Annotated in this window: 10 protein-coding genes; 8 read left to right on the forward strand and 2 right to left on the reverse strand. The window is 65.0% G+C overall.

What is annotated here, in order from left to right:
- The first annotated feature begins 188 nt into the window (after positions 1 to 188).
- The 4 genes from APH44_RS03620 to APH44_RS03635 are packed head-to-tail and all read left to right on the forward strand — an operon-like array spanning position 189 to position 5,797.
- Positions 189 to 2,099 carry a sigma-54-dependent Fis family transcriptional regulator gene (locus tag APH44_RS03620; protein ID WP_054891332.1) on the forward strand — a complete coding sequence of 637 codons (1,911 nt, stop codon included), beginning with the start codon at positions 189 to 191 and terminating at the stop codon, positions 2,097 to 2,099.
- Positions 2,100 to 2,102: 3 nt separating this feature from the next.
- Complete coding sequence (locus tag APH44_RS03625) at positions 2,103 to 3,836, forward strand: ABC transporter ATP-binding protein (RefSeq protein ID WP_054891333.1); 1,734 nt, start codon at positions 2,103 to 2,105, stop codon at positions 3,834 to 3,836.
- Positions 3,826 to 4,503 (forward strand): S8 family serine peptidase, encoded by a 678-nt coding sequence (locus APH44_RS03630; protein WP_054891431.1) that lies wholly within the window; start codon positions 3,826 to 3,828, stop codon positions 4,501 to 4,503. The genes APH44_RS03625 and APH44_RS03630 overlap by 11 nt, the downstream gene beginning before the upstream one ends.
- Positions 4,457 to 5,797: an NAD(P)/FAD-dependent oxidoreductase gene (locus tag APH44_RS03635; protein WP_054891334.1), complete on the forward strand. Its 1,341-nt coding sequence runs from the start codon at positions 4,457 to 4,459 to the stop codon at positions 5,795 to 5,797. Before APH44_RS03630 ends, APH44_RS03635 begins: the two co-directional genes overlap by 47 nt.
- A 55-nt stretch (positions 5,798 to 5,852) precedes the next feature.
- Here the strand turns inward: APH44_RS03635 and APH44_RS03640 are convergent, their stop codons facing one another.
- Complete coding sequence (locus tag APH44_RS03640; protein ID WP_054891335.1) at positions 5,853 to 7,166, reverse strand: hypothetical protein; 1,314 nt, start codon at positions 7,164 to 7,166, stop codon at positions 5,853 to 5,855.
- Positions 7,167 to 7,249: 83 nt separating this feature from the next.
- On the reverse strand, positions 7,250 to 8,743 hold the full coding sequence (locus APH44_RS03645) for an aldehyde dehydrogenase (protein WP_054891336.1): 1,494 nt from the start codon (positions 8,741 to 8,743) through the stop codon (positions 7,250 to 7,252).
- Positions 8,744 to 9,225: 482 nt separating this feature from the next.
- Here APH44_RS03645 and peaA point away from each other — a divergent pair, with 482 nt between their 5' ends.
- The 4 genes from peaA to peaD are packed head-to-tail and all read left to right on the forward strand — an operon-like array spanning position 9,226 to position 13,755.
- On the forward strand, positions 9,226 to 10,791 hold the full coding sequence (peaA, locus tag APH44_RS03650) for a quinohemoprotein amine dehydrogenase subunit alpha (protein WP_054891337.1): 1,566 nt from the start codon (positions 9,226 to 9,228) through the stop codon (positions 10,789 to 10,791).
- 48 nt (positions 10,792 to 10,839) lie between these two features.
- Complete coding sequence (gene peaB / locus APH44_RS03655) at positions 10,840 to 12,270, forward strand: quinohemoprotein amine dehydrogenase maturation protein (protein ID WP_054891338.1); 1,431 nt, start codon at positions 10,840 to 10,842, stop codon at positions 12,268 to 12,270.
- Between the two features lies 1 nt (position 12,271).
- The gene (gene qhpC / locus APH44_RS03660) at positions 12,272 to 12,595 is read left to right on the forward strand and encodes a quinohemoprotein amine dehydrogenase subunit gamma (protein WP_054891339.1); all 324 of its coding nucleotides are present in this window, start codon (positions 12,272 to 12,274) and stop codon (positions 12,593 to 12,595) included.
- 32 nt (positions 12,596 to 12,627) lie between these two features.
- Positions 12,628 to 13,755 (forward strand): quinohemoprotein amine dehydrogenase subunit beta, encoded by a 1,128-nt coding sequence (gene peaD, locus APH44_RS03665; protein WP_054891340.1) that lies wholly within the window; start codon positions 12,628 to 12,630, stop codon positions 13,753 to 13,755.
- The last annotated feature ends 100 nt before the right edge of the window (positions 13,756 to 13,855 follow it).

A 13,855-nucleotide genomic window follows, 5' to 3' on the forward strand; every position in this document is an offset into this window, starting at 1 on the left:
GGTCCGAGCAAGCGACCCTGTGCACCCGCGGATCGAAAAAGACGCTGTGGCCGGGCGCTTTCGTCGTGCGAGCGGGCTTGCCCGCAGACACCGGCACAGCCTGCGCCACCCACAGCCGCAGCCCGCTTTACGTACGCGTCAGGCTGACGCACACTGCGCAGAGTTCCGGGGTACAGCTGGAGTAAACGATGGCGCGACAATCACCCATAACAGACGCCCACGACCCGATGCAGCAATCCCGCCAGGTCCGCCTGCACCTGGCCAACGAGGGCGAGCTGCCTTCCGGCATGCTGCGCGAAGAGATCGATGCCTCATGGCGGCGCAGCCACGGCCATGGCCTGGACTGCCTGCAAGGCGAACAGGTCGGCCTTGGCGTCGAGCACGGCCAGAACCTGCAGACCCTGCTCGAGCTCAACCGCACGCTGATTGACGCCGTCACCCCCGAACTCGACTACCTGGTCGAGCGCCAGGGCAAGGGCGGAATCATCATTCTCGGCGATGCCCAGGCCAATGTGCTGGCCATCGAAGGGCAGACCCATGTGCTCAATCGCAATGGCCTGCGCGACCTGCACCCCGGCAGTTGCTGGAGCGAGGCGCTGCGCGGCACCAATGCCATCGGCACCGCCGTGGTCGAAGGGCGGCCCACCCTGATCAACTGCGGTGAACACTACCTCGATCGCCTCAGTCCGTTCTCCTGCACCTCCGTGCCCCTGCGCGATCCACGCGGCGAAGTGATCGGCGTGCTCGACATCACCCGCGAAGGGGTGATGAGCCAGCCGCAGGACAGCCTTTCGACCCTGATGCTTGCCGCCGGCAACATCGAGAGTCGGCTGTTCGGCCTGTACCACCCCGAGCAGTTGGTGCTGGCGTTTCACAGTCGCCCGCAGTACCTGGGCAGTGCCTGGCATGGGCTACTGGCCCTGAGCCTTGATGGTGAGGTGATGGCGGCCAACGAAAATGCCTGCCAGTTGCTCGGGCTGCCACGCCCTGGCTTGATCGGCCGACGTTGCAGCGACTTGCTCGGCGAGCGTTCGCCGGCCTTTCTCAACCGCCTGTTGCAGGGCGGGATGAGCAGTGTGCAGACCGCCAAAGGGGAATTCTTCGTTCGGGTGCTGCAACTGCCGCGCCATGGCAACCTGGGGGCGACCGTCGCGACAAAGCCTGTTGCGGCGGTCAAGTGGTCGGCGCTCGATGCACTGGGCGGTGGCGACAGCCGTCTGGCGCGGGGTTTGCGCATGGCTCGCCAGGGCCTGGTCAACGGGCTGCCGGTGCTGCTGCTGGGCGAAACCGGGACAGGCAAGGAAGTGGTGGCGCGTGCCCTGCACCAAGCCAGCCCGCGCGCGGAGAAGCCGTTCGTTGCAGTCAACTGCGCAGCGATTCCCGAAGGGCTGATCGAGTCCGAGCTGTTCGGCTACCGCGACGGCGCGTTTACCGGCTCGCGCCGCGGCGGCATGGTCGGTCGGCTGATGCAGGCCCATGGCGGTACCTTGTTCCTCGACGAAATTGGCGACATGCCACTGGCCCTGCAGGCCCGGCTGCTGCGCGTGCTGCAGGAGCGCCGTGTGGCACCGCTGGGGGCCGGCGAGGAGCAGGACATCGACGTGGCGATCATCTGCGCCACGCACCGTGATCTCAAGCGGCAGGTAGCCGAACAGCGCTTTCGCGAGGACCTGTACTACCGGGTCAACGGCGTGTCCCTGCGCCTGCCGGCCCTGCGCGAGCGTGATGACCTCGGTGCCCTGATCGACGGGGTGCTGGACAAGCTCGGCGCCCGCGGCGTCACCCTGGATCCGGCATTGACCTCCCTGCTTGAAGGCTTCGACTGGCCGGGCAATATCCGCCAACTGGAGATGGTATTGCGCACCGCGCTGGCCATGCGCGAGACGGGTGAGCAGGTGCTCGGGCTCGATCACCTGACCGATTGCCTGCTCGACGAGTTGTCCAGTGGTACGCCTGCTGCCGGTAGCCTGCGCGAGAATGAACTGGAATTGATTCGTGGCGCCCTGGCGCGCCACCAGGGCAATGTATCGGCCGCCGCCGAGGCGCTGGGCATCAGTCGCGCGACGCTGTACCGCAAGCTCAAGCAGTTGCGCGGATAGACCATGGGCGGAGTGTTCTCGCGCCTGATCGAGTCTGGCGACCCCGTGCTCATGCGCCAGGCCCTGGCCTGGCTGTACGGTTTCGTGCGACCCCAGCGCCGGGCCATCGCCGTGTTGCTGGGGTTGTCGCTGGTCGCTTCGCTGCTGGCCCTGGCCCAGCCCTGGCTGGTCAAGACGCTGATCGACGAGGGCCTGCTGGCACGTGATTACCAGACGCTCTGGCACATGGCGGCGTTGATGATCGGTGCCGGGGTGCTGGGTACCGTGCTGTCGGGGGTCAACCGCTACCTGCATACGCGCTTGTCGGGGCGCATCCTGTTCGCCTTGCGCGATGACCTCTACCGACACTTGCAGCAACTGTCGCCGACGTTCTATGGGCGACGCCGTACGGGCGATATCCTTTCGCGCCTGGACGGTGATGTGGCCGAGATCCAGCGCTTTGCCGTGGATTCGCTGTTCGCGGCCGTCTCCAGCGTCATCGGCCTGCTTGGCGCGGTGGCCTTGATGCTGATGTTGTCGTGGCAACTGTCGTTGTTGCTGGCCTTGCTCGTACCGATCGAAGTGCTGTGGTTGCGTTGGATGCGGCGCAAGGTCGAACGCGAAGTGCGCAGCCTGCGTGAGCGTTCGGCAGACGTGTCGTCGTTCCTGGTCGAGACGCTGCCCGCGATGAAGTTCATCCAGGCCGCCGGGCAACAGGGGCGTGAAGCGGGGCGCCTGGATCAGCTGGGGCAGGGCTACATGAAGCAACTGCTCAAGGTACAGATCACCGAATTCTTCACCCAGGCCGTGCCCGGCACCCTGACCTCGTGGTGCCGCGCCTGTGCCTTTCTGGTAGGCGGCTGGTGGGTAATCCAGGGCACCTGGCAGCTGGGCGCCCTGATCGCCTTCTCGACCTACCTGGGCATGGCCGTGGGGCCGGTGCAGAGCTTGCTTGGCCTGTATGTCGCGGTGCAGCGGATGGCGGTGAGCCTGGGCCGGGTCATGGAGCTCAAGCGCGAACCGGTGGCGGTCAGCGAGCCACAGGTGCCCACGCCGATGCCCGACGGGCCGGGTGAGTTGCGCCTGGAAGGCGTTGGCTTCGCCCATGATGGCCGCCAAGGAGCGGTGCTCGATCAGGTCGATATCATCGTCGCGGCTGGGCTGAAGGTGGCCATCAGCGGAGCCTCGGGGGTGGGCAAGTCGACCCTGATCGACCTGCTGCAGCGTTTTTACGACCCGGATCGTGGGCGTATCCTGCTCGACGGTGTCGACCTGCGCCAACTCGACCTGGCTGCACTGCGCCGTCGCATCGCGGTGGTCAGCCAGGACATCGTACTGTTTCGTGGCACCCTGGCTCAGAACCTCGCCTACAGCACACCTGACGCCAGCCGCAGCGCACTGGAGCAGGTGGTGCGCCTGACCCGCCTGGAGGGCCTGGTGCACAGCCTGCCGATGGGGCTCGATGGCGCCCTCGGCGAGCGCGGCCAGCAGCTGTCCGGCGGGCAGAAACAACGTATCGCCATCGCCCGCGCCTTGCTACAGGATCCGGCGATCCTGGTACTGGACGAAGCCACCTCGGCCGTGGACGAGGCGACCGAACGCGAAGTGATTGCCGCCATCGATCAGTTGTTTGCCGGGCGCACGCGCATTCTCATCAGCCATAGGCCGTCGACCCTCGCCGATGCAGACCTGCATCTGCAGTTGCAGGGCGGCCAGTTGCGGGCTCTGCAGCAGGTACGGGTCGATCATGGCCACTGAATTGCGTTTGGGGGTGATCGACAGCGGCTGCACGTTGTCGCAAATGTCGACAGTGGTGGCCGCGCGGCGCTTCTGGCTGCAAGACGGACTGCTCCAGGAGGGCGAGGCGCAGCCTGATGCCCTTGGCCACGGACGTGCGGTCCTGGAGTGTCTGCGCGAGGGGGCCGGTGATGTACCGGTGCTGGTAGCCCAGGTGTTCAGCGACCAAGGACGGACCAGCGCCTTGCAGGTGGCTGCAGCATTGCTGTGGCTGGTGGAGCAGGGCGCCACTTTGGTCAATCTGAGCCTGGGGCTGCAGCAGGACCGTCCTGTGCTGCGCCAGGCCTGCGCCGCCGCCCAGGCTGCCGGCGTCGTGTTGTGCGCGGCCAGCCCAGCCCATGGCGCTGCGGTGTATCCGGCCAGCTACCCGAACGTGCTGCGCATCACGGGCGACGCCCGTTGCCGCGCAGGCCAGTGGTCATGGCTGGGCACGGCGCAGGCCGACTTCGGCGCGCCGGTGGGGGGGAATGCCCAGGCAGGGGCCAGCCTGGCATGCGCCGCCTTGACCGGGCGGATGTGCGCACTGTTACGCGAGCATCCCGAGCTGCAACCTGCACAGCTATGTGCCTGGCTGCAGGCGCATGCGGCCTTCGTCGGGCCTGAGCGTCGAGGTGTCGATGAGCCGTGACCCGCAGATCCTCGTGCTTGGTGCAGGCCCTGCCGGGGCCGCAACCGCCATAGGCCTGCGCCGCATGGGCTATGCGGTCACGCTGGTGTCGGACTGGCGCCGTTTCGATGCCGTCGAAGGGGTATCGCAGCGGGTGCTGGACGGCCTGCGCCATGCAGGGCTTGGCTTGGCGTTGGGGGTGGCGACGGTTGCTGCCGCGCGCCAGGTGCAATGGAACGGCGAACGGATGCAGATGAATCAGGAATTCCTGCTCGATCGTGCGCGCTTCGATCGAGCGCTGCGCGAGGATCTGCTGTGCGCCGGGGTGAATGTCATTCACGGGCGTGTCCGCGAGCTGACGCAGAACGGGCGATACCAGGCGCAGCTCGACGACGGCCAGGTGTTGCACGGCGATTTTCTGGTCGAAGCCCGTGGTCGCCAGGCGCCCCTGCCTGCCAGCCGCCTGCGCGGTCCGGAAACCGTCAGCCTGCTCAACCTCTGGCAATCGACAGCAGGCGGCGCGCCTGCCTCTGCAGTGGAAAGCCTCGATGATGGCTGGGCATGGATGGCGCGCCTGGCAGACGGGCGTTGCTACTGGCAGATCACCCTCGATGCCAGCGCGGCCTCGCTGCCGGGCAAGGCCGCCCTGGCTGAGTATTGCGCGACCCGGCGGCGGCAGTCGGCAGGAGTTGCGCAGTTGTTCGATGTCCAGGCGTTGGAGCCCGCTCAGGTGCATGCACGCAGCAGCACGGCGATTCTTGCCGGCGAGTGTGCCGGCGCGGACTGGCTGCGGGTGGGAGATGCGGCGATGGCCGTCGATCCTTTGTCGGGCAATGGGATTTTCCAGTCACTGTCGTCGGCTTTGCAGGCGCCGGTGGTGATCAACACCTTGTTGAGGCGACCGGAGCGGTCGGCGTTGGCGCAACGCTTCCATCAGCAGCGGGTCGAGCAGTTGTTCCTGCGTTTTGCCCGCACAGGGCGGGATTTCTATCGACTGGAACAAAGGCATGCCGACGCGTGGTTCTGGGTACCGCGCCAGAGATGGCCTGATGACCAGGCCATGCACCAGGCCGCAAACTGGCAGGCGGTTCGAGTTGAACGCAGGCCAGTGTTGCGCGAAGGCTGGGTGGACGAGGCCGAGGTGGTGGTGACGGCCGACCAGCCGCTGGGGGTATGGCACCTGCAGGGCATCGAACTGGCGCCGGTTGTACGGGCCCTGCAGGCGGGTTCGGGTCTGGTCGAGGCGCTGGCAGACAAGCCTGAACAGGCACAAGCCATGGTGCGGCGCTGGTTGCTGGAGCAGGGTTATCGCTGAGGGCCGGGTATGCTTTTGCGAGTAACCAAGCGTCTGCACGACGCTTGGCGAAGGCTCAGAAGAAAGTCCCGATCACCAGTTGCAGATAGGTCCCGGTATCCCGACTACCCAGCTGCATGCCGCCATTGTCGGCACTGCGCTCAGGCTTGTAGAAGCCTAGCACCGGGCTGACCAGCAGGTGATCGTTGACCATCCATTCCACATACAGGTCCAGCTCCCGCCCGCCGACGTTGCCCTGGTCGGTGTCCAGCGTGTCGAAATCGAAGTACAGCGCGCCAAGGGTCAGGTTGTCGCGCGGCTTGGCCTTCAAGCCCACATGATGGACCTGGGTGTTGGTATTGAACGGGCCGGCATAATTGGCGGCGACCTCACCCTGGAACCAGGTCCCGTAACCCCGGCTGAGCCCGTAGAACAATGGGTCGAAGTCCTTGGAGAAGCGGCTGTAGCGATAGGTGGCGGTGGGTGTCCATGGCAGCTGCGAGAAGGTCCAGCTGCCTTCCAGGTACCAGGCGTTCTCACGGGTGCCTCGTTGGTCCTGGGTGACATATTCGCCCGCGACTTCCAGGTCCTGGACGCCAAGGCTGCCGCGCCCGCGCAGACTGACGGTGTCCATGCCATCGCGGTGCTCCAGGCCCATGATCTGGGCATAGCGACGGTCCACATCCAGACCGTGAATCCAGCTCAGGCCAACGGTACCCGCGTCGCCGACGTGCTCCAGGTTGGCGACAGCCATGGAACTGTCGGCTTGATAGTGGTTATCGGACTTGAGCCACATCAGGTCGCCACGCCAGCCCTGGCTGCCGCCCAGGCGCAGCACGGCGGTACGGTCGAAGGCCTTGCGCGCCGCCAGGTAGTAGGCGCCGCCGCGATTGAAATTGGCACCGAGGTCGACCTTGCCAAGGTTGACGGGATCGCCCTGGATCAGGAAGCCGTCCCCCAAAGTGACCACCTGGCGGCCGCCGGAAATATCGATGCCGTCGTCACCCAGCAGCGGGAACAGCGTGCCCGAGCGCCAGCCAAGATAAGCATCCTCGACGGCCGTGCGGCGTTCGTCCCCCAGGGTCAGGCCCGCGGCATCGCCGTCACCCCAGGTGGCGGAGCTGAGCAGGCTGAAGGCGCCGTACAGTGAGCCGGTGTCGGCCAAGGTCTGGCTCGCGCTCAGGCCATATTTGACGTAGCCCTCGCGCCAGTTGCTGCTGCCAGGCGTGCGGTTGCCGGCCTGGTTGAAGCTTTCGTCACTGTGAAAGATGCCGAACAAGGCCTCGAGGTTGGCGTTGAATACAGTGCCATCCTGGTTGTAGAGCTCGTGGGCCTGGGTGAGGGGAGTGGCCAGCAGAAGGGCCAGCGTGCAGACGAGCGGATGCCTCATGGTGTGCTCCATGTTTTCTTGTTGTTTTCAGGAAGTCGGCCTCTTTGCCGGCAAAGCTGCGAAGAGGCCGGGACAGCTCAGGTTCAGAGCTTGATCAGTACCGACTTGAGCTCGGTGTAGTAGTCGATCGCCGCGGCACCCATCTCCCGGCCGACGCCCGACTGTTTGTAGCCACCGAAAGGCAGGGCCGGGTCCAGCGCACTGTGGCAGTTGACCCAGACCGAACCGGACTTGATGCGCGGAATCATGCGGTGCACGGCGCCCAGGTCGTTCGACCAGATGCTCGCGCCCAGCCCGTAAGGGTTGTCATTGGCCATGCGCACGACCTCGTCGATATCGTCGAAGGGCATCGCCACCAACACCGGGCCGAAGATTTCTTCCTGGACCAGGCGATGGCGCTGGTCGACATCGACGATCACCGTCGGCTTGACGAAGTAGCCCGGCCCGTAGCGCTCACCGCCGCAGGCGATGGTCGCGCCGAGCTCGCGTCCCAAGGCGATGTAGCTGCTGACCCGATCCTGCTGCTTGGCGGAGATCAGTGGCCCCATCTGCACCGCCGGGTCCAGGCCGCTGCCGAGCTTCATGCCGTTGGCGATGCCGGCGATGTCGGCCACCACATTGTCGAAATGCTTGCGGTGCACATACAGGCGCGACCCTGCACAACACACCTGGCCCTGGTTGAAGAAGATCGCCGTGGCCGCGCCAGCGGCGGCTTCCTGCAGGTTGGCGTCGGGCATGACGATGGTCGGCGACTTGCCGCCCAGCTCCAGGGTGACGCGGGTCATGTTGTCCATCGCGGCCTTGCCGATCAGCTTGCCGACTTCGGTGGAGCCGGTGAAGGTGAGCTTGTCCACGCCCGGATGGCGGCTGAGCGCCGCGCCAGCGTTGAGCCCGGTGCCTGTGACCACGTTGAACACGCCAGCCGGATAACCGGCTTCATCGACCAACTCGGCGAGCTTGAGCGCCGTCAGTGGGGTTTCGTCGGCAGGCTTGAGCACCATGGTGCAGCCGGTGGCCAGCGCCGGCCCGAGTTTCCAGCAGGCAAGCAGCAGCGGGAAGTTCCAGGCGACGATCGCACCGACTACGCCCACTGCTTCGCGGCGGATGAAGCCGTGGAACTGCTCGTCGGGCATCAGCGGCATCGACGCTTCGACGGTGCTGCCCTCGATCTTGGTGGCCCAGCCGGCCATGTAGCGCAGGAAATCGATGGCCAATTGCACGTCCATGACCTGGGCGACGTTGGCGCTCTTGCCATTGTTCAGGCATTCGAGCTCGGCCAGTTCGCGGGCATCACGGGCCATCAGGTCGGCCAGGCGCCACAGCAGGTTCTGCCGTTCGCGAGGTCGCATCCGGCTCCAGGGCGAGTCGTCGAAGGCCTGGCGGGCTGCGCGCACGGCACGGTCGACGTCCTCGCTGTCGGCCGAGGGGACCTCGCCGAGTATTTCGCCGGTGGCCGGGTTGCGAAAGCTCAAAGTGCGGCCACTGGCAGCGTCCTGCCAGTCGGCGCCGATGCGCATCTTCAGCTTGCGCGCGAGGAACGCTTGGGTGGCGGGCAGGATGGGCAGGTCGGAAAACATGGGGCGGTGCCTCTTGTCATTGGAATGTGGCAAGGGCGGCGCAATGGCCGTGCCAAGGTGGGCTTGCGGGCTTAACTCGTTGATCAGGCTGATTTTTGTTCTGACGCACAGGGTGGGTTGCGGGGCTGTGCTGTTGCACATTGAGACGGTGTGAGACGGTGGTGAAACAGGTAGGCCGAGGCGGCCTTTTCGCGGGCAAGCCCGCTCCCACAGGTATTGAATCCTGCACCAACCAGTGGGAGCGGGCTTGCCCGCGAAAAGCCCACCACCGATACCCCTGTCTCAACCTGAAACAACCTGTCGCGAATTGGGACGTTCCGACCCGCCGCCGCTGACCGGGGCAGACCGCTAAAAACAGCTCAAGTCACTGAAAAAACGCCACTTTCAAACACCTGGCACGCTTCCTGTATTGCCACTGTCACATGCACCGGCGGTACCCAAGCGTGCGATAACGATAAGAACAACACCGTGGAGGTCTGATCTTGAAGACGACTCGACTCCGGCAGCAGGCGGGCACATGGGCGCTGGTCGCCGCCGCACTGCTGAGCGCCCAGGCCATGGCGGCCGAACCGGGCCCGGCGATTTTGCAGAACAAGTGCATGGGGTGCCACATCCCCGAGGGCAACGATGCCTACAGTCGGATCAGCCACCAGCGCAAGACCCCTGAAGGCTGGTTGATGAGCATCGCCCGCATGCAGGTGATGCACGGCCTGCAGATCAGCGACGACGAGCGCCGCACCCTGGTCAAGTACCTGGCCGACAAACAGGGTCTGGCGCCGAGCGAGACCGATGGCGTGCGCTATGCCATGGAACGCCGGCTCAATACCGTCGAACACTTCGATACGCAACTGGCCGAAACCTGCGGCCGCTGCCATTCCGGTGCCCGTGTCGCATTGCAGCGGCGCCCTGCGCAGGAATGGGAGCACCTGGTCAACTTCCACCTTGGCCAGTGGCCGTCCCTCGAATACCAGGCCCAGGCACGTGACCGTGACTGGCTGGAAATCGCCCTCAAGCAGGTGGTGCCGGACCTGGCCAAGCGCTTCCCGCTCGATAGCCCCGCCTGGAGCGCGTGGCAGAAGGCCAAGCCCAAGGCTGACGCGTTGCCGGGGCAGTGGGCGTTCAGTGGTCATATGCTTGCCAAAGGCGATGTCCGGGGCGTGATGACGGTCAGTGCCGACCAGGGCGACAGTTTCAAGGTCGAGGTCAAGGGGCAGTACGCCGACGGCACGCCGTTCAACGGCAGCGGCTCGGCGATCCTCTACAACGGCTACGAGTGGCGCGGTAACGTGAGGATCGGCGACAGCAACCTGCGCCAGGTCTTCGCGGCCCTCGATGGCGAGATGAAAGGACGGATGTTCGAAGCCGAGCACGACGAGCGCGGCCTCGATTTCACCGCAGCGAAGGAGGGCAAGGCTCGCCTGCTGGCGGTGCAACCGGCCTTCATCAAGGCCGGGGACGAGCGCGAGATCACCTTGGTGGGCAGCGGCTTGTCCGGCAAACCCGAGCTGGGTGCCGGTGTGCAGGTGACCGAGATTCTGGAACAGACCCCAACCCTGGTTCGGCTCAAGGCCCGCGCCGCAGCCGATGCAGCACCTGGCCAGCGCGAGGTGACGCTGGGCACGCTCAAGGGCGTGAATCTTGCGGTCTACGACAAGGTCGAGGAGGTCAAGGTGGTGCCGGCGTTCTCCATTGCCCGCATCGGCGAGAACGGTGCTTCGGTACCCAAGGTCCAGGGGCGCTTCGAGGCCGAGGCCTGGGGCAAGGACGCCAATGGCCAACCGTTGCGCATCGGTTATCTGCCGGCCACCTGGAAGGTCGAGCCGTTCAACGAGCGCGCCGTCGAGGACGAAGACGTCAAGTTCGCCGGGCAGATGCAGGCCGACGGTGTGTTCGTACCCGGCGGTGCCGGCCCGAACCCGGCGCGCAAGATGATGACCAACAACGCCGGCAACCTGAAAGTCATCGCCACGCTGGCTGACGGTGGACAGACCGGTGAAGGCCACATGATCGTCACCGTCCAGCGCTGGAACAACCCGCCGCTGCCCTGAGGGCAGCAGGCACGGTTTTTCCAACGGATCGATTATCGGGAGATCACCATGGGCGCACTACTGAATCTGGTCGAACGCAACCTGCATGAAGTGCAGGTCGATGCCGACCGCATGCTGTTCCATATCCCCAGCAGTTCGCTGTTCACCGCTGACGCGGTGACTGGCGGCATCATCGACACCCTGCGCCAGCAAGGCTGCTCGGCCGAAGAGCTGATGCAGCGTCTCGGCCAGCAGTTTGCGGGCGACGATATCCAGGACACCCTGCGCGAGTTGATCGCACTGGAGCTGGTCAGCGACGGTTCGCCGCTGACCCCTGAAATCGCCCTCAAGCAGGTCGAGCGCACCGCGCTCAATACGGTGGTGCTCAACGTCAATACGGGCTGCAACCTGAGTTGCACCTATTGCTACAAGGAAGACCTCGACAAACCTTCGGCAGGGCGCAAGATGAGCGCCGCCACCGCCGAGGCTTCGGTGGAGATGCTGCTCAAGGAGTCCCCCGACGAAACCCGCTACAGCGTGGTGTTCTTCGGCGGCGAGCCGCTGTCCAACCGGCCGCTGATCGAGCACATGGTCGGCTATTGCGAGCGACGTTTCGCCGAGGCCGGCAAGCAGGTGGAGTTCATCATGACCACCAACGCCACGCTGCTCACCGAAGAGATCGTCGACTGGCTCAATGCCCATCGCTTCGGGCTGTCGGTGAGCATCGACGGGCCGAAGACCGTGCATGACCGCAACCGTATCACCGTGGGCGGGCAGGGCACCTACGATGTGGTAAGGCGCAAGGCCGACATGCTGCTGTCGCGCTATGACAGCCGCCCGGTCGGCGCCAGGGTGACGCTTACCCGGGGCATTACCGATGTCGAGACCATCTGGAACCACTTGTTCAACGAGCTGGGCTTTGCCGAAGTGGGCTTCGCCCCGGTGACATCGGGCGACATGGCCGACTTCAACCTCACTGGCGAAGAGCTGGTGCAGGTGTTCGCCAACATGAAGGCGTTGGGGCGCCAGTACCTAGAGGCGGCGTTGCAGCACCGCAACATCGGTTTCTCCAACCTGCACCAACTGATCACCGACATCCACGAGGGGCACAAGAAAGCGCTGCCCTGCGGCGCAGGCCTGAAAATGCTGGCGGTCGATCACGAGGGCGAGCTGAACCTGTGCCACCGCTTCACCGGCTCCAGCCTGCCGACCTTCGGCAACGTGCACACGGCGGTCAAGCAGGTCGAGCTCAACGATTTCCTGTCCCAGCGCCTGGACCGCAGCGGCACCGGATGCGACAGCTGCCGCATCCGCAACCTGTGCTCCGGTGGCTGCTATCACGAGAGCTATGCGCGCTACGGCGACCCGCAGCACCCGACCTACCACTACTGCGAACTGATGCGCGACTGGGTCGACTTCGGCATCGAGGTCTACAGCCGCATCATGGCCGCCAACCCGGCCTTCATCGATCGCTACATCACTCCTCGCAAGGCGCACTGACATGAAGCACTTGAAGCCCCTGAACAACAAGGCGCGCATTCTTGAACAGGCTGCCGCCGAAGACCGCGTCGAAGAAGTCATGGCCATGAGCGCAGTGGCCGGTTGTACCGCCACCACCGACCCAGGCTGGGAAGTGGACGCCTTTGGTGGCGTCAGCTCGCTGTGCCAGCCCATGGAGGCTGACCTGTACGGCTGCTCCGACCCTTGCTGGTGGCCGGCCCAGGTGCCCGACATGATGAGCACCTACCAGGATTGGAACGCCCAGGCGAGCAATTCGCAGGACGATTGGCGCAACCTCGGCACCGTATTCCCGAAAGACAAGTGACCGGCCCGACAAGAACGACAAGGGGAAACCGCATGAAACCTGGATTCTGCGCGCAACTGGCGCTGAGCGTCGCCACCTGCGCCGCAACACTGGCCGTGCACGCCACTGACGGCGACGCCGGGCCGGCCCTCAAGCCTGGCCATGAGTACCTGATCGCCACCAACTACCCGAACAACCTGCACGTGGTGGATGTGGCCAGCGATACTCTGTTCAAGAGCTGTCGCCTGCCGGACGCCTTCGGCCCGGGCACGGCGATGATGGCGCCGGACAACCGCACCGCCTACATCCTCAACAATCACTATGCCGATATCTATGGCATCGACCTGGACACCTGCAAGACCACCTTCCACGCCAACCTGTCGAGTGTGCCGGGTGAGGTGGGCAAGTCGATGTACTCCTTCGCCATCAGCCCCGACGGCAAGGAGGTCTATGCCACGGTCAATCCGACCCAGCGATTGAACGACCACTACGTGGTCAAGCCGCCACGCCTGGAGGTGTTCAGCACAGCCGACGGGGTGGGCGCCAAGCCGGTGCGGACCTTCCCCATGCCGCGCCAGGTCTACCTGATGCGTGCCGCCGACGATGGCAGCCTGTTCGTCGCCGGGCCGGATATCTACAAGATGGACGTCAAGACCGGTCATTACGAAGTGGCGCTGCCGCTGCGCAACTGGAACCGCAAGGGCTACAGCGCGCCGGACGTGCTGTACTTCTGGCCGCACCAGAGCCCGCGCCACGAGTTCTCGATGCTGTATACCATCGCCAGGTTCAAGGATGAAAAACAGGATCCGGCAACCGCCGAGCTGCTGTACGGCTACCTGAGCGTGGACCTCAAGACCGGCAAGACCCACACCCAGGAGTTCGCCGACCTGACCGAGCTGTACTTCACCGGGCTGCGCTCGCCCAAGGATCCGAACCAGATCTATGGTGTGCTCAACCGCCTGGCTCGCTACGACATCAAGCAGCGCAAGCTGGTCAAGGCGGCGAACCTGGACCATACCTACTACTGCGTGACCTTCGACAAGGCGGGCGACAAGCTGTACCTGGGCGGGACCTTCAACGACCTGGCGGTGTTCGACCCGAACACGCTGGAGAAGGTGAAGAACATCAAGCTGCCAGGGGGTGACATGTCGACCACCACGCCGCAGGTGTTCGTCAGGTAATCGGTCGTCTGTGACGGCCCTATCGCGGGGCAAGCCCGCTCCCACAGGTATCCCCTGTAGGCTGAGGGGTAACTGTGGGAGCGGGCTTGCCCCGCGATAG

Origin of the sequence: Pseudomonas sp. NBRC 111143, from assembly GCF_001320965.1 — a bacterium.
Lineage (GTDB): Bacteria > Pseudomonadota > Gammaproteobacteria > Pseudomonadales > Pseudomonadaceae > Aquipseudomonas > Aquipseudomonas machongensis.

Bases quoted from the DNA above. Each gene is read 5' to 3' on its own strand.
- APH44_RS03620 (WP_054891332.1), top strand. From the start codon at position 189: ATGGCGCGACAATCACCCATAACAGACGCCCACGACCCGATGCAGCAA.
- APH44_RS03625 (WP_054891333.1), top strand. From the start codon at position 2,103: ATGGGCGGAGTGTTCTCGCGCCTGATCGAGTCTGGCGACCCCGTGCTC.
- APH44_RS03630 (WP_054891431.1), top strand. From the start codon at position 3,826: ATGGCCACTGAATTGCGTTTGGGGGTGATCGACAGCGGCTGCACGTTG.
- APH44_RS03635 (WP_054891334.1), top strand. From the start codon at position 4,457: ATGCGGCCTTCGTCGGGCCTGAGCGTCGAGGTGTCGATGAGCCGTGAC.
- APH44_RS03640 (WP_054891335.1), bottom strand. From the start codon at position 7,166: ATGAGGCATCCGCTCGTCTGCACGCTGGCCCTTCTGCTGGCCACTCCC.
- APH44_RS03645 (WP_054891336.1), bottom strand. From the start codon at position 8,743: ATGTTTTCCGACCTGCCCATCCTGCCCGCCACCCAAGCGTTCCTCGCG.
- peaB (WP_054891338.1), top strand. From the start codon at position 10,840: ATGGGCGCACTACTGAATCTGGTCGAACGCAACCTGCATGAAGTGCAG.
- qhpC (WP_054891339.1), top strand. From the start codon at position 12,272: ATGAAGCACTTGAAGCCCCTGAACAACAAGGCGCGCATTCTTGAACAG.
- peaD (WP_054891340.1), top strand. From the start codon at position 12,628: ATGAAACCTGGATTCTGCGCGCAACTGGCGCTGAGCGTCGCCACCTGC.